The 16,276-nt window shown below is 39.8% G+C and carries 13 protein-coding genes and 1 pseudogene; 1 reads left to right on the forward strand and 13 read right to left on the reverse strand.

What is annotated here, in order from left to right; translation table 11 throughout:
• Positions 1 to 16: 16 nt before the first annotated feature.
• The 6 genes from DXC01_RS10670 to DXC01_RS10695 all read right to left on the reverse strand — a co-directional run bounded on the left by DXC01_RS10670 (position 17) and on the right by DXC01_RS10695 (position 4,726).
• Positions 17 to 2,209 carry a PcfJ domain-containing protein gene (locus DXC01_RS10670; RefSeq protein ID WP_117738795.1) on the reverse strand — a complete coding sequence of 731 codons (2,193 nt, stop codon included), beginning with the start codon at positions 2,207 to 2,209 and terminating at the stop codon, positions 17 to 19.
• Positions 2,206 to 2,748: a DUF7666 domain-containing protein gene (locus DXC01_RS10675; RefSeq protein WP_117593468.1), complete on the reverse strand. Its 543-nt coding sequence runs from the start codon at positions 2,746 to 2,748 to the stop codon at positions 2,206 to 2,208. Before DXC01_RS10675 ends, DXC01_RS10670 begins: the two co-directional genes overlap by 4 nt.
• An 11-nt stretch (positions 2,749 to 2,759) precedes the next feature.
• On the reverse strand, positions 2,760 to 3,479 hold the full coding sequence (locus tag DXC01_RS10680; protein ID WP_158583630.1) for a Cas9 inhibitor AcrIIA9 family protein: 720 nt from the start codon (positions 3,477 to 3,479) through the stop codon (positions 2,760 to 2,762).
• Between the two features lie 67 nt (positions 3,480 to 3,546).
• Positions 3,547 to 3,960 carry a hypothetical protein gene (locus DXC01_RS10685; RefSeq protein WP_005422924.1) on the reverse strand — a complete coding sequence of 138 codons (414 nt, stop codon included), beginning with the start codon at positions 3,958 to 3,960 and terminating at the stop codon, positions 3,547 to 3,549.
• Positions 3,926 to 4,261 (reverse strand): hypothetical protein, encoded by a 336-nt coding sequence (locus tag DXC01_RS10690; protein ID WP_055066226.1) that lies wholly within the window; start codon positions 4,259 to 4,261, stop codon positions 3,926 to 3,928. Before DXC01_RS10690 ends, DXC01_RS10685 begins: the two co-directional genes overlap by 35 nt.
• A 45-nt stretch (positions 4,262 to 4,306) precedes the next feature.
• Complete coding sequence (locus tag DXC01_RS10695; RefSeq protein ID WP_243111600.1) at positions 4,307 to 4,726, reverse strand: DUF4313 domain-containing protein; 420 nt, start codon at positions 4,724 to 4,726, stop codon at positions 4,307 to 4,309.
• Positions 4,727 to 5,936: 1,210 nt separating this feature from the next.
• Here DXC01_RS10695 and DXC01_RS10700 point away from each other — a divergent pair.
• Positions 5,937 to 7,046, forward strand: coding sequence for an adenosylcobinamide amidohydrolase (locus tag DXC01_RS10700; protein WP_118698877.1), 1,110 nt, complete (start codon positions 5,937 to 5,939; stop codon positions 7,044 to 7,046).
• An 89-nt stretch (positions 7,047 to 7,135) separates the two neighbouring features.
• On the opposite strand, the pseudogene DXC01_RS10705 reads toward DXC01_RS10700, so the two are convergent.
• The 7 genes and pseudogenes from DXC01_RS10705 to DXC01_RS10735 form a co-directional block, all read right to left on the reverse strand.
• Positions 7,136 to 7,895, reverse strand: a pseudogene (locus DXC01_RS10705) (Rpn family recombination-promoting nuclease/putative transposase).
• A gap of 217 nt (positions 7,896 to 8,112) precedes the next feature.
• Positions 8,113 to 8,325: a hypothetical protein gene (locus tag DXC01_RS10710; RefSeq protein ID WP_117593948.1), complete on the reverse strand. Its 213-nt coding sequence runs from the start codon at positions 8,323 to 8,325 to the stop codon at positions 8,113 to 8,115.
• Positions 8,322 to 10,757 (reverse strand): hypothetical protein, encoded by a 2,436-nt coding sequence (locus DXC01_RS10715; protein ID WP_243111601.1) that lies wholly within the window; start codon positions 10,755 to 10,757, stop codon positions 8,322 to 8,324. The genes DXC01_RS10710 and DXC01_RS10715 overlap by 4 nt, the downstream gene beginning before the upstream one ends.
• Positions 10,754 to 12,892, reverse strand: a complete 2,139-nt coding sequence (locus tag DXC01_RS10720) for a hypothetical protein (protein WP_118698879.1) — start codon at positions 12,890 to 12,892, stop codon at positions 10,754 to 10,756. The genes DXC01_RS10715 and DXC01_RS10720 overlap by 4 nt, the downstream gene beginning before the upstream one ends.
• A 62-nt stretch (positions 12,893 to 12,954) precedes the next feature.
• Positions 12,955 to 13,434 carry a hypothetical protein gene (locus DXC01_RS10725; RefSeq protein WP_117593952.1) on the reverse strand — a complete coding sequence of 160 codons (480 nt, stop codon included), beginning with the start codon at positions 13,432 to 13,434 and terminating at the stop codon, positions 12,955 to 12,957.
• The gene (locus DXC01_RS10730; RefSeq protein ID WP_117593954.1) at positions 13,424 to 14,104 is read right to left on the reverse strand and encodes a hypothetical protein; all 681 of its coding nucleotides are present in this window, start codon (positions 14,102 to 14,104) and stop codon (positions 13,424 to 13,426) included. The genes DXC01_RS10725 and DXC01_RS10730 overlap by 11 nt, the downstream gene beginning before the upstream one ends.
• A 2-nt stretch (positions 14,105 to 14,106) precedes the next feature.
• Entirely contained in the window at positions 14,107 to 16,260 is a 2,154-nt protein-coding gene (locus tag DXC01_RS10735) for a cobaltochelatase CobT-related protein (RefSeq protein ID WP_243111602.1), read from the reverse strand.
• Positions 16,261 to 16,276 lie beyond the last annotated feature (16 nt).

A 16,276-nucleotide genomic window follows, 5' to 3' on the forward strand; every position in this document is an offset into this window, starting at 1 on the left:
GCCGCATCCATTTTATTTACGCCGCTATTTCAGTAGGGCTTTCTTCGTTTTCTGCCGATTCCACTGGTAGGTCCATTAAGTCTTTCTCTAAAAGATCAGCCAGAAGTTCCCCAGCAAATGTTCCGCCATGGACAACTACATGCTTATCACGTATCTCCTGATAGTTCTGCTGCCTGAGCTTCCTGCTTTCTTCTGTGCTCTTACGATCTTTTTTGGTTAATCGTTTCTGAATTTCCTTCTGCCACAATGTTAAAAAAGAAGTCACCTTATCAATGTCCTTATTTTGACGGTTGAATTCCGCACGTTTTTGCCGGATGGTTCCATCTGGTTCAACTTCCAGTGTATAAAACGGTACTTTCGGATTCTCTTTTTCCCGCAAAAACAGGATATAGCTTTCTTTTGAAACGATCCGGTCAAAATAAGTATCCGTCTTATTTACACAGTGATGAAGCGTATCACCTTCATACAGGATGTCATCGATACTCTTTGGCGCAATAACCTGATATTCACCGTCACTGAACTCATATTTTTCTTTCAAATCAATGAGATGTTTCTGAAATCCGACATACTTTTCTTCCAGCTCCCTGCGTCGGATTCCGCGTTTCATTTCTTCTATCTTCAAAACCGCCTCTTTATGGCGCAGTTGAAGATCTCTGGTACGGTAAATAATGGAATCATGTATATCCATTCCCAGTCTTTTTGCCATAGAAAGATAATCGTTCCACACCTGCAGCACATGGCTGATATCATCCCCGGATTTTTCTGATTGTTTCACAAGATAATGTCGAATCTGGCAGATGCTCATCTGATCCAGAACAAACTTCAGGTCGTTTGGTTCAAATCCTTCTTTTACCATCCAGCATATTTCTTCATCCCCGATTGTTTTTCCTGTACTCTTTTCAAGTTGCAGCCATTTAAGTTCTTTTACCCCGCCATTCATATCTCGGAGTCTTCGAAACTCTTTCTTATCTACGGACAGGAATTCTGTTGGTTTTCTGCCTTTTCTTTTTATTGCATCTGCTGCCCTGTGGTCCAGTACATCATCAACTAACTGGAAAAGCCCCGCTTTTACAATCTGTTCCAGTACCGGATACGTCTTCCATAGGTAAAGATATTTTCCAGGATCTATCTTTTTCTGACCAAGGGCGTACTCACGCAGACCTGTTTCTTTTAATTCATGCCTGGACAGATCCGACAGGGTATATGGATAAACCATTCCTTTATATTGACTGTCACAGCAAGTATAATACCAAGAACTTCTACACGAAATCCAACGCATTTCCCGTTGTTTGAACAGATCATAAACGAAATTGGAAATTTCCTTTCCATTTGCAGAGAAGATTCTTCTTTGCTCTTCATGGCAGGTAGTTTCGCAATCTGTATAGCCGCCCTTTTTATACCACGTTCTGGCATAAAAGATCCGGAGCACAAAACCAGAAGTCTTGCGTCTCCTCTGGATAAGATAGACTCTGTACCACTTTGTACAAAATCTTCCAGACTTTCCCACAGAACGAAAAGTAATTGGTTGTCCACACACATTGCACTGTCCTTTCTGGTTATATTTGGGTGAGCGGATTGGAACATGTTTTTTGCAATATGTACAATATCCTTCTGTAGCACCATTTTTCTGATACTTGTAGAAGATATAGTGTTCCGTAATTCCATATTTTGAAACCCATCCGATCCAGTTTTTAGGCAGTCCAGATACAGTTTTCATCACCTGGTCCCATGAATCTGTAAGTTTTTTATCATGACGTATCCTTTGTTCTTTACGGATATTCGCCTGAAACTCTTCCAGTGCCCGGATTGCAGGCTGCATTGTCTTTAAATATTTTTGGATGATCTTTGTATCACAGCCATTTACATAGATGTTGCCCAAATTAGTTCTTACATCCCATAAGATACTTTCAAGAAGTGCCTTTCTCCATTTTTTTAATTTTTCATCATAGGTTATAAACCGTCTCTCTTTTCTGCTGATAAACAGACGGTACCTTGGAAAGTTTATATTCTCCTCAATATCCGTTACGGCAAACAGATACACTTTTAAAATTCCTTTTTCTACTGCTGCCCGACAATACATCCGATATTTTCCGGGTTCACCCCTTTGTTTCTCCAGTGTACTCAAAGATATTTCCGTTTTCTTTGCATCGGCGATATGTCTGTTCATCACTTTTAATGGTTTTAACTCCATCAACCTCTTTTTTCTCATAACTCCACCAGCTTTCCAGTCACATCAATCCATGCTTCCTCCGGATATTTCTGACCATCGATACAGATGACCCCAATTTCCAGGATCTGGCTGTTGCCAGGCTGCTCCTTTAAAAGTAACAGTAAATCGCCCTTTTGTCCTTTGGCTTTGGGGTCTTTTCCACGTACAATGCAAAATCCGTTGCAGCTGGTCCCGCTTTCTTTTGCAACATGGGAGTTCCATTTCCGGTTTGGATATTTCGACATGTAAGCAGCTCCGTGTAATAACAGGCTTCTCAATTCAATTTTCTTTAACAGGCGCATCTTTGTGCAGGAGATTTTTGAATCTTCTCCATCTTCATCCAAATCCCCTGATGCATCTACTATGTAATACACGGAATTTTTCCAATTCGGATAATAGCAGAGACAATCCAGTGGGTTTTCTGCACAATGAAATCCATTTTGTCTACAGTTTGCTTTTTCCGTTTCATTTATGCCATACTCCTGAAACTGAAAGCCCCGACATTTCAAATCCTTTTGAAATCCTTTATATGCGATCATATCCTTCTCCTTTAACTCTCTTTCGGCTGCATCATGTCAAACAAGGACATCTGCCCGGAATCTTTTGATTTTTTCTTGCTGATATGCTTTTCTTCCTGCTCCGCTGCTTCTTTGGGATGCACCTCGGAATCTTTCTTTGTCCCCTGGTTTTTCGGTATTGTTTTCGTTCTCTTATTTACCGAATCCCATTCCTTTTGAATCTTTTTCTTTTCTGCCTGCTCTTTTTCTGCTATTTCTTTTTCATCATCTTTCGCATAATATTCAAGTACCCAGGGAAAAACCTGGTCGCCGGAGAGTGCCAGGCCTGTATTGGCCCGAATGCCGTTCTCTCCCTTTTTTTTCGCTCCCTCCAGTGCAATGTTGTAGGCTTTTTGCGTCACATAATCCAAACATCTCTGAAGCATCTTATGTTTTTTTAACACCTGTGCATCTAAAGCAGAATCCGTTTTGGCAAGATTTACAAGATACTGTCCTATGATGTCTGCAAAGCCTGCATCCTTTAAGGCAAACATTTCTGCACGCAGTTTTTCAGACGCATTCGCAAACTTTCTTTCCTCAATTGGTATATCAACCAGCCGATAGCGGCTGCCCTGAATAAATTCCTCTGTCTGTTTTTGGGAAACTGCATGTGCTTTGGCAAGTTCCCGCACACCATCCATATTCCCGCTCTGGCGGTAATACAATGCTGCTGTATTTAATTCTTCTGCAGTTTTTATGATCTCATTTAACATAATCGGTCCCTTCTTTCCTGATAAAAACATGAGGCAGAAGAAAAAATCTCCTGCCTCTGCCTGCTTTTTATGCCGCATTCATTTTCTGTTCAGCCGCTTCCATTTCTTTTTCTACTTCCAATGCAATCCTGCGTCTCTCAGCATCATCAGAATCCAAAAGGCTGATCATTTCCAGTACAATACGGCGAACCCATTCATTTTCCTCCCATCCTGCACAGATCTGACGGGCTTTTTCCGTCAGTTCCTTCCAGTCAGCATCTTCCAGATCCCTGCCACGATATTCTTTATAGAAAGAATAGATTTCTTTCATGGCTTTCGGTGCCTGAATCTTTGCCGCTTCATCCAAATTGGAGAGGAGCCCCATCAGCATGGGATGGTTTTTATATTTTTCAATCAAAGGACGGATACCGGTCTGTATTTTACCCGTATAAAGTCCTAAAAAATCATTAAATATTCCTGCAATCAATTTCTGATCTGTCATTCGTTTCCTTCCTTTCTGTGAATTTTCTTACTCTGCGCCTGACCGTAGATGGAAAACACTGAAATGCTTCCGATACTGCATCCTGGCTGTATCCCTGATCAAGAAGAGCCTTCATAGCCGCTGCCATTTCTGATTCCTTGAGCTTTTTTATGGACGGTTTCCGAACTTTCTTTTTCAGTATTTTCCGGCAAAGCGGATGATCTGGTCCGTATTCGTACATTGTGCTGGCTTCCGCTGCATTCAAATCGCACAGGATTGCGATCAGCAGACAGTAATATCCCTTATATTCGTCGTCTTTCATGCCGCACCACCTTTATTGCCTGGTTTTCAAATGTACCTCTTTATCCTAATTTGCTTTAAATTCTTTTTGATCAAGACCATTTTCGAGCAGATATCTTTCCGTACCTTCTGGATCGAGCTGTGCAAGTCGTGCAAGATTAAACTCTGCGACATAATAGCTGCCATAATTGATTTTCCTCTTACCTACAACTTTTCCGAGTTTATACTTCTCAACAAACGCAACCTTTGCTTTTGCTCCGCAATCCGAGATTATTGCCTGCCCTGGCCTTAGGAATCCCATAACTCCAATTGTAAGATCTCCGAATAATTCCAGCTTTTCCTCACATTCCTTTTGCTTTTGCCATAATCCGACATACAGGGATCCGTTGTAGTACATATTCACTCTGACAAATAATTCCTCATGTCCACATTCCCAGTCATATCCCAATGGTTTTTCATCTTTTCGAATGCATATATCCTGTCCCATATTCTGCCTCCTTTTTTGATTTTCCTGTTCATCTTTTATGGATTATTTTATATTTCCTCCCTTCCTGTTTTTTTTGCACACTTCACATTTCGTTTTTGGACAACAAAAAAAAGACACCAAAAATCTTCTTTTGATTTTTGATGTCTTCCTATTGATAAAAGGCCTTCGCCTAAATGTTGCTCCCGGAACAGCATATCCGGAACAAAAAACTTTGCTGCGTGGCAAACCATGCATAAAAAATAATCCATTTATATGGTAACACAATATATTGTATTCGTCAACAAAATACAGCGAATGAAATACCACATCTTGCTGTTTCATCATTTTTTCAAGTAAGCTTACCATTTTTACTTCTCTGCCATTTCTACGTCCATCAGGAAAATTTTCAAGGCATCATATATTGGAATATACTATGAAAAACAAGATACCTTAAACGCACAAGGACGCCCTGCCGAGGATATGCAGAGCGTCACTCTCTTATGGGCTAAGATTTGTGCAAATTATAATAATACGTCCTAAAAAGGAAGGAGACCGATACTTTCGTACCGGCATATGAAAAAGAAAAATATCTAAAAATGAGATACCTTAATTAGCATCTGCAATTATTAATGTACAGTATATTTATGACGATACTATGGTATAAATTTTAAGAATTTGTAAAAATTATATTTTCCTGTAGAAAAGCTTCTAAAACTCTCGATAATTTATAGTTCTCTTTTAATTATGCACTGCCTACTTCATAATATTTTTATTTCTTTTGAGCTTTAACAAGCAACATCATTGGCCGACGAAGTTCATCTTTCATTTTCTTAATTCATTCATTGTTATTTCATCTATCATATTAAAATCCTTTATAATTAAAAATGATTTACGACCTAAAAACTTATACTGTTTGTAGATATTGGGCATTCATATTTTTATATAATAACACAAAAACAGATTAATTCATATTTTTTCATATACATTAATCTGTTCAGTTTCGATATCTTTAGATTATGAAAATAAAAGTATTGTTTTATAGCGACAATTTCTCACCTTTTGTACATACATTTTTTATATCTGATTTTCATTAAATATTCTATCAACCTCCCTTTTCATCCAGTCAATATCCTTTGATGCCCGAAAGTATATAGAAGATAACACTTTTAATTGACGTAATCAAAAGATATTAATAAAATAAATAAAAAAACATACACAAGAAGGAAACGTAATGAATACATTTTTTACCTGCGAGCAAAAATTGGGGAATACCATCTTCACTTTTTCACAAAAAGCAAAAGTTCTTAGCACAAGTCCTTTAAACGGAGGCCTTACAAGGCACCTTTCTCATGCTGTAAATATCAATTGTATGAATGGTTCTTATGAATGTAAAATGCTTGGAGATACTTATGAAAAAGATCTAGCTGCACATGTCCACGCCCTTGGTCTTTCACCCTCCTGCACTACTGCCTTAAGTACCGCAGCCTGGACTGAATTACGTGCTATAGAAGAAGTATGCTTCCGGGATCTTACGGTAACTGCTGTTGTGACCGGTGGAATTGACTCCAATGGCATGCATCCCGGCGATCCCGCTTCTTACTACGAAGAGGATGGAAATTATGAAATGCCTCTTCCTGGAACGATCAATATTTTTCTGTTCATTAATCAGAATTTGACTGATACAGCAATGTCCAGAGCACTGATGCTTTGTGGAGAATCGAAAGCTGCTGCTGTTTCTCAGTTATTACTGGGAAGCTGCTATTCCGAAGAAATCGCAACAGGTTCTGGGACTGATGGAATTGTAATCGCTTCTAATCTTTGTGGTACCAGAACTCTTACGGATGCTTCTGGACATTCCAAACTTGGTGAACTGATTGGAAAATCCGTGAAATCTGCCGTAAAACAAGCTCTTCTTAACCAAACAGCGGCCTCTGGCCCGAGGCAATTTCTTTTATCTGCACGCACTGCAAGATATAAGATCACACCTGCTACTTTATGGGAGTTTTATATAGAATACAGAGAAATTTTTAATAATTTTAAGATTTCTTTTGAAATGCCCTCATTATTGGAGCAGAAGTTTCTTACACACAATCGTACCAGTAACCTGGTTCTATGTGTATCACTTTATCTTCACCTTATGGATCAGGTTCGTTGGGAGTTGATTATGGAGCCGGAAGCTATCCGGGAGGGGAAACATCTTCTAATTTATGGACTCTATTGGAAAGATGGAGACTTTTTTGAAAAAGCATATCCGGCAAAAGCATGGGAGCAGCCCGGATTGCTGCATTTTTCATTAAAAGAACAGCTTATGTATCTGCTTTTATTGTATATTGCTATTTAGAATTGTTGGACATAGTGCTCAAAATTTCTAACTTTTAATATAAATGGGTAAGTCGAAAACCGACTTACCCACTATAATATTATTTTTATTTACTTCGCTACACACATGTTTTCATCAATCCATTTTTGGACTTCATTCACATTATGGTTTACAGCTTTTGCGATTTTTTCAACAGGTAATCCCATTTCAGCAAGTGAAAGGGCTGTTTCCTTTTTAGCCTTTAATTCACCGCGCTTTTCGCCGCTTTCCATTCCCTCGCTATAAATTTTCTCCATTTCATGGCACATAAGCTCAACCCCTTTCTGCGTGTCTTTTAATTCATGCACCCGTTTTGCAAGAACCGGACTGTGCATTTCATCCGCATTCTTACAATGCAGATCATGCATAAGTCTCCCAAGTTCTGTGTCTTCCTGTTTTCTGGAATTCACATATATAATATGTGCTTCGTCCTGAAAGCTATCATCAGCTTCTTTGATATGCCTGTCAATATGGTAAATAGGAAAGCCATACCCAAGGATGTCATCCCTGGTAATAAAGATCACATAGCTTTCCGGTAATTCATCAAAATCCTGACCCGGATTTAAAGTGTTCATGTCCATCAAACCACTATGGTAACGTGCCCTCTTAGGTGATGCACCTTCATTATCCTGCTGGATCTCCACGTCAAACTGTTTGCCTTCGGAATCTCTGGCAACACAGTCCAAGATTGCGGATCGTCCCTGCAGATTCTTATAATCCTTCTGGATGATCTGATCAATTACTTTCAGATCCTGTTTTTCCATAATGACCTGCAGAACATTCCAGGCATTCTCTCTGTTTGAAAACATTTCTCATAAATATGTCACTCATGAGTGTAAAATTCTTAATAATACCTTTATATCTTTCGTAACGTACTTCCAATCCGTTCTCTGGCATAATTTTTTCATCTGCCACGTTCGCTGTCACTTCCCACTTTATTCTTTTTATGTTATGAAGAAATTTTCGAAAATGCTTTTGTTTATTTTATCTTAGCATCAATGAATGACCTTTACAAGACACTTTTTCCCAGAATTGCATCGGACGTTCTTTAACCTACCCGTTCCACATAGCGTACACTGTCTCCTTTGCTCTCAAATTCTGGACAAAGAGACAGCCATAATCTTTCCAGATCATTGATGTTCATGGCGTCCAATTCTGTTTCATCTTCTTCACCATAAATATTTACAAAACCAATCCGATATATGCCATACTCTTTATGTTGATTTTTTACTACTTTTCTTCCTGCCCTTCGTATATTCATAAGCTCTCTTCTCTCCTCTCTTCTGCTTCCAGCAAAAATGTATTGCAGGTATAGCTTCCGGAAGCACTGACACCAGCGGCCCCTCCAAGGCTGTCCAGATACTGGCTTCCATTTTTTGATGCAGAAATGTACATATAAAAGTTTGTCAAAACATAGTTTTTATTTTCCAGAACATTCTTATAACTGCTGCTAAGTACAAGCCTTGCTCCAATTTTTTCTGCTTTTTCTTTTACCAGCATAGCAGTTAAATTTACTGCTTTTCGTATTTCCTGTTCGCTAAGTCCGCTTTGATAATAACGTTCCAAAAACAAAACCAGTTCTTCTGCTTTATTTTCATGTGGTTCGCTTTTGACAGTCACATCAACAAACTCAATCGTCTTCCTTTCATCCGCAGCTACAAAAGATCCCTTTGTCAGACGGAGGATTGCACGAAATACAATTTTACCATTGTGTTTGATAAATATAATTTTTTTATTTGCATCAAAACAGGATAACAGACAATCACAATTTGGACCATTCCGATAGGAAATACAGCTGCGCAGCGGTACTTCTCCTATCTGCATGATCGGAAGCAGGCTGTCCTCTTCCCAGATTTCCCATCCACAATCCACGCGCAGCAGCTTTTCTTTCCAGATTTCTTCTGTATCTCTTTTTATTGGAAAAGCAATTTCCCGTCCCAGATCTCCTCCATGGTATTTCAGCTCCATGAATTTTCCTAATAACTCAGCATTTACGATTCTTCGAATTTCTTCCTTCTTTTTCGGCTGCCTGTTCAGAAAGGAAGTCATGATCTCTGCGCCGCCTTCATAAATGAACTTCTGGATATTGGATTTATTTTCCACGACAAAAGCATCCGAAATATTCAATTCTGTCTTTAAATTCTTCCAGGAAGGATCCTGGGCCAGCAGTTTGTCCATCAATGCAGGTAATCCGGAACAGCCATTTAAAAGATTCTGATTATGTAAAAGGAAGTAAACCTGATTATCCCTTGTAAGCTCTTTTAAAAGTTCAGTAAAATCCATTAAAAATATCAGAATCCATATGGCTGTTTCATGCCGAAGATCCAGAATGTTTTTAAAATCCTCCTGCATCCATCTGGAAAGCGGCTTTTTTGACAAAGCTTCTGCCAATCGCTCAATCTGATTTTCCTCTAATGCATCTGTCAGGCAGTCTCTTTTTATCAACTCACGAATCACCCGAAGACGATCATCACTTTTGGAGTATGCTAAACGATCATACAGGTCTATATAGACTGCTTTTACATTGTACAGGATTTTCAATTCTTCAAATACACGAGGCTTCGAAAACAGTGATTCTTCACTCTTTCTCCAGGGAACTACCATATATTCACAATCCCTTAAATTTTGCTCATTTAAAGTATTTAGATTCAGGCATCTTTTATAAACCTCTTCATCCAGAATCAACGAATTCCTGTCAAGGTTTATAAGCCAGTCTCCATTCTTTCGCAAAAGTTCCAGGAAATGTTTCTTTCGTTTCGTAATGGCATACAGGATAAGCTCTGTCTTTTCCAAAGTCAGCTCATAAAGATCCATATCTGGAAGCGGATTTCCATACAGAGTGTTCACATAGGCTGCCTTTCCGTTTGAAACCTTTTCAAAATCTGCATCCGGACCTGTCAAAAATCTTATCAGCTTTGGAATGTCTGCATATAATGATTCGTTCCAAAGCCACAAGTGAAGAAAAGAGGCCTGCCATTCTTTTGGAATCTGAGTGAGAATCACTTCCAGTCCATTCCGAATTTCTTTTGGATGCCGGCTCAGTTCTTCCAGCTGTTTTTTATTTAAGCTTTCCGTTTCTTTACAAAACTCGGATAAATAATTTACAAGTTCCATCAGATCCTGCTTCAAAAGTAACGCCAATGATTCCTCATCCTTGAGCAGCTCATAAAGAAGCTCCGTTGAAAAAGCCGGATTTATCAAAAGCATGCGTATCTTTATCCCCGCCCGGGCAACATCAAACTCACCAATGCAGGTCTCAAGACTTGCTACAAGCTGTTTCTTTAACTCTTCTTTCGGTTCCAGAAAAGCATAATATTTCAGATAAACATATACAATCCGGTCCGGGATTTCCTTATCTGCCAATACTTTTTCAATTTTTTCATAGGGAAATTCGGACAGCTTTTCATTTCCTGCACATTCTACTATCATTCTGATGCGGTCTGGTTCTAAAATAGAAAAATCCTTTTTGTTCATTTTTCCCAAGTAGGTGAGCATTTCCGGATCGTCCATCAGAGAAGAAATCGTCTCCTCATTTAACCCCTCCATCAGACCGGAAAGTTCTTGCTGATTTACCAATCTGGCTGCATTCATACAGAAATCTTCCCCTTTCTTTCCTATCAGTTTCAAGGGAATTGCTGCATTTTTCATTTCCTTGTAAATATTCATGTGCTTTAATATTCTTTCAATCATCATGCTACCTCTGCCCTTTCTATTAATCCGTTAATCTCCGTTAACTCCATGCATTCGTCCTGGTACATATTTTCTGCTAGTTTAAGAAGATACAGAGCTTCCTTTTTTGCCATAGGCTTTTTCGCTGTTCCTGCGAAATCATCTTTTAAATACGAGGAAACGATCTTACAGTAGAGTTTCTTATAGCCATATGAATACCGCCCGTTCTTGTAAAACTCATAAATAGACTGAAGCTCCTTATCCGTTTTTCTGTTTTCCCGTAACATCTGGTTAAACTGCTGTTTGATGTTTTTTTCAGTTTTCCAGCGTTCCATCCGTTTTTTCTGTTCCTTCAGCCATTCTTTCCATTCCTGATATCTTTTCCGATCCTCTTCTGTCATATATTTCTGATACAGGGTTTCTCTTCGATAAGAATCACTTATAAATGGAAGAAGCAATTTGGAAAGCTCATATGCTTCTGACTGTTCCATCCAAAGTGCTGTACTTTCCTTTAAAAGTAAGGCCGTCAGGTATTCTGGATAAATATCCGGATATTCATAAAAGAACTTTTTTTCTACCATTGAAAACAGTTCCCGGTGTTCCTCTTTTCCCAGAACTGGAGAAAAAAATTCGCACTCTCTATGTTGGATAGCATAGTATCCCAAGGAGAAAGTTTCCTTTAAAATCCTCCAGGGGCTTAAGAATTCGCATCCATCCATTCCAATCTCATTGATCAGAAATTTCAGCATAGGATAGGAATGCTCATTACAAAGACCCTTTATTTCACTTTTTAAATATCCTGCCATAAATTCCCATTTCTTTTCCAAGTCTGGATCTTCATTTTTATAATCCTTTACAAACTCTTCCAGATACTTTTTTCCATCCAAAATCCCATGCAGGATCAGCCGGTTGAAAACCGCGTAAAGTTCCGGCTCACTCTTTTTCCAGAAAACATCCTGGTATCTTTTTCCTGTAAGGTTTTCATAACGTTCCAGATACTTCAGCAAACTTTTCGTACTGTATGTTTTGCCTTTCAGAGTATCTGTAACACACGCTTCAAATTCTTCCGAAGAGAGTTCTTTTACCAGAGGATCCCATTTTTCTTCTGTCAGATCAATGTAGTGCCACTCTTCCGGTTCATTACTTCTAAATGGAAACAACGTAAGAAACGTTTTTACATTTTCCACCCTGAACGTTTCATTCATGCATTTTTCCAGCCGTTCTTTACCGTCGATACGGACAGAAAGTTTCCCATATGTTCTTAAAATCCGTGAACAAAGTACATAAGCCTCTTCTGGATATGTCTCTTTTCCGGGCAAAAATGCCTCTAATACATTCAGCCCAATTTTTTCTGCTGTCAACCCGGAAAGGCTTATCCGATCGGGTCTCTCTACAAAATACATCAGTACAAAATTTAAAAAAGCGGTCTCTTTGTCGGAATATCCAAACATACGCATACGTTTTTCCAAAACGGCATCCGCATTTTTAGCATTTGTGACTGCTAACTTTGCCAGCAGTTTCAGGATATCCAGATCCTTTTTACGATACCCTTTAAGCTTGGTCATTACTTTGCCTACCATCCACACGAAAAGATTCCATTCAGTAAATACGGATATCTTCCGGTTCTTTGAAAAGCTGTCAGCAAGTTTCTGTTTTATGCCTTCCCACAGTGTTTCATCATCCGGAAGGATGGACATGGCAAACAGCATTTCTTCTGCTCGCTCAAATGGATACGCATGCATGGCCTGTTTCCACCGATTCTTTTCCTTTTCCTCACAGATATAATTGATACTGATCAAAAACAGGTCTTTCTCTCCAAGAATCTGTTTCATCTTTTTCCAGAACAGATCCTTTTGTGCCCCATTGAACATACAGGTCTCCTGTAAAGGCATCATCCTTGCCAGGGCAAGTCCGAGGGCACGGTATGTCTGCTTTGTCAAGGTCAGATGTTCTCCAATGCGCTCCAGGACTTCTCCCGGATAGTGCAGTCCATAAGCGGTTTCCATGTCTACTTTCGGCTTTTCCAGAAACATGTCATTTTCTTTTAATTGCATATAAATTTTATATTTTTCCTCATTAGATGACAGCTTATAGATCAGGTTCGTCATCTGCCGGTACAGGGTAATATCAAGCCATTCTTCATAAATCTTCCATTCCATCCAATTTCCTCCTGTTTTCCCATATAAAAAGGGGACTGTTCGCCAGTCCCCCAAAATTGTTCTTATGCTGCCAGGATAATCTTCTTTTTCCGGCTTGCATAAGTGATCGCCATTGTAGAATGTTCCATGCCTCGCTGTTTCTGATATTGCTTTACATCTGCATAATTTGCAAACGAAAGGATTTTACCATTTTCCTCTAACAAGTTTTCTTCGTTATCCTCCATATTTTCACTCCCGCAGGAAGCCAGCGTCCAGTTTACGTGGCAGATATAACAGGTCATGCCTGCAAATCCCAGATACTTATGTACATACTCTTCCGCTGCCTCAGCACTCGGAAAATAACGTGCATACTCCAGGGAACGGCAAACGATCCGGTCTTTGTACCATCCGGCAAAATACCGGTTCTTTTTCAGTTCAAGTACATACCCTGTCAGATAAATCTTCTGTAAAGCATTTTCTTCCTCGTCCATCATATCAAGAAGCTGTTCCGCATAGATTTTTTTCCATTTCAATGTGTTCTTCTTTATTCTTTTACGCAGCATTATCTTTTTCCTCCTCAGTTCCAACAATGAGTTTTTCTACCATTCTGTACAAGTTCCGGAAATTTCCAGCCTGTCTGCGGCGTGTCATGCAGTCCTGTTCAAATGCCCTGATCACAGCAGAAGTTCTTGCAAACAGTGTGAAGATTTCCTCATCTTTCAGCTGTATGGTAACCTCTTTTTCTTTCCGGTAGCTGTCTTTTTTACAATACTGCCCGCCATTGGCATTATGCATCGCTATACCAGTGCCATTCTGTATCCTGACAACCCACGGATAATTTAAAACTTCTCCTTTGTTGTTGCGAACCTTCCTCTGTATGGAAAATACTGTAACTCTTCCCGTGTTGGAATTTTTATCCTCGCAAAAGATCTTTTGCTGGAAGAATTTAAATTCCTGTACATTATTCCATATACGGGAATACACGTATTTTATGATTTCCGGACTCAGATTTGCATAAACACTGATGCTGTCTTCTTTGCTGTAGTCAACCATGACCGCCCGGATCCTGGAATAATCGCTGGCAAAGTCTTCGTGAAGATGCCAGAACTCCTTTGGTTCTGCCATCCGCAAAAAGCTATTAAATTCCAGTAACGTATTCTGTGTCTTATGAACACAGATCTGCTTTGATACATCCATATTCTGTTCTTTTTCTTTCCTGTTTTTCCTGTTCATCCTTACCTCCTGATAAAACGCAGCAGTTTCTTTGTCAGAAGAGCCGGAAGCTGTTCAAGATCCGTAATATCCAGAAAAGATTCTTCATAAATTTCCTGAATTGCTTCCTTGTCGCTTCCGATCGCAGCAGCCTGAAAGAATACTCCCTGCTGCAGCAGTTTTTTCCGAATCTTCTGAAGGTCCCTTTTTGCCCCTGTGCCTCCATACTGGTTTGCATTAGGTGCACCATCACTGATCACAAACAGCAGTTTCTGCTTTTCCGGTCGTTCCAAAAGACGGCTGCCAGCATACCACAATGCAGTTCCATCCCGGTTGCTTCCATAAGACTGCATACCAGCAATCCGGAACCGATCCTTTTCATCCGTTTCAAAATCTGCGCAGCAATGCAGATACACTTTTTCGTCTTTCAGGTTCTCATGCCGGTATCCATCTGTATGATGTCCGCACACTAAAACCGGTATTTCTGATTCCATACAAAAATCATACAGGCAAAGTGCTGCAAGAATGGCATGATCCATCCGTTCCCCACACATGGAAAAAGAATTATCGACCAGCACCGCCACACAGATATCCAGATTTTTTCCTGGCTGTTGTTTCTTAAATACTGCCCCAGACGGTGCAGCTATGTTTCGAAGATCTACCCGACGTCCAAGAAAAAGCTTATGTTCCGTGCGTTCTTTCTGATTTTTCAATATAGGAAGCAGTTTCAGGCGAAGTCTCTTTTTTACCTGTTTAAGCTGCCCCTCATACTTTTCTGTCTGTAATTTTAAAAAATCTGATATCTCGGTCTTACGGCAAAGTTTTTTCTGTACCAGGTCATGGCCTTCTTCAAACGGTATCTCCATCAATTCCTTTTGAAGATGTTCGAAAATTTCTTTCTGTATCTTCTCATCAAGCATCTCTTTCGCCATTTCATAAAGGATTTTTTGCAAGGCATTATCACTGGATGCTTCCGTTTCTGAGGCAGGGATGCCACATTCATTCTGTTTGTCTTCGAAGCCACCAGACTCCCTGACACATTTCGGAAGATTTTCACACAGTTGCTGTAGAAACTTCTGAAGCTCTGCCGTGCGCCCGTTTTCATGGCCTTCCGTTTCCTGATCCTCTCCGTTTCTTTCGGTTTTGTCTTCTGTTTCCGACTCCTGTTCCGTATCCTCTTTTCTGATCTTATCTTCATTTTGCTCAGTCTGTGCCCCTGTGTTACCCTGCTTTTCTTCCTCCGGTTCTTCTTCGGATTCATTCGGGTTTTCCTTTTGCCCTTCACGCTCTTCCTGTTCTGGCTTTTGCTCTTCATTTTCTGTACTGTTCTTCTCTATTTCATCTATGATTTTCGCAAAATATTTCCAGATCATCAGAAGAATATGGTTGGTGGCAAGATATCTCTCCATGTCATCTGCTGCCTTTCCCGCTTCATCAATGACCGGCATAAGCAGTTTTAGTGTATCAATAAGCTCGTAATCCGCACCATCCCAGGCATTGACCCTTGAAGACAAGGCATACTGTGCACACAGGTTCATAAGAATAGATAACCTGTCTTTCTCCGTTTCCAGCATTTCCCTAAGTGTTGGAAGCCATTCCACATTTCGGTCGCGATTCATAAGGATTCCCCTGCGGATGCTTCCCGGAAAAAGGGCGCACATCTTCTCTTCTATGTACATATCATTCAAAAGATTGCTGAGATAAGATGCTGTCTGCAGAAAGATAGAAAGGATTGCTTTATCTTTTCTTTCAAAGTAGACATTCATCGCATCCAATGCCTCTTTTTCCTGTGCATTTTCCGGTACTGGCTCCTTTGGATACCAGCTGCCATTTAACATATGCTCGGCATACCTTTTTCTAAGTGCAGAATCCGTATACCGGTAATGTCCGCATTCATGTCCCAGAATCCCGATCAGGCTGTCACTTTTTAATTCCAGTGTCAGAAAACTTGACGTAATCTGGTTTCCCAGATTTACGGCAACTGTTTCTCCCTGATTCCATCCTGCAATCCCTGAATTTTTATCATCGTATAACCGTAATGTAGTCAACTTTCCACCCGTGATTTCATGCCCGATCGAGGTCAAAAGATCACGATACTGCGGCGTATGAAATACTTTTTCCGGTGTCAGTTTTTCTTTCTCTGCACATATCCGTTTCCGGTATAAAGCCTTTTTCATTCGTTTCCTCCATCCG

This window comes from Blautia sp. OM07-19 (assembly GCF_003481595.1).
Taxonomy (GTDB): Bacteria; Bacillota; Clostridia; order Lachnospirales; family Lachnospiraceae; genus Blautia_A; species Blautia_A intestinihominis.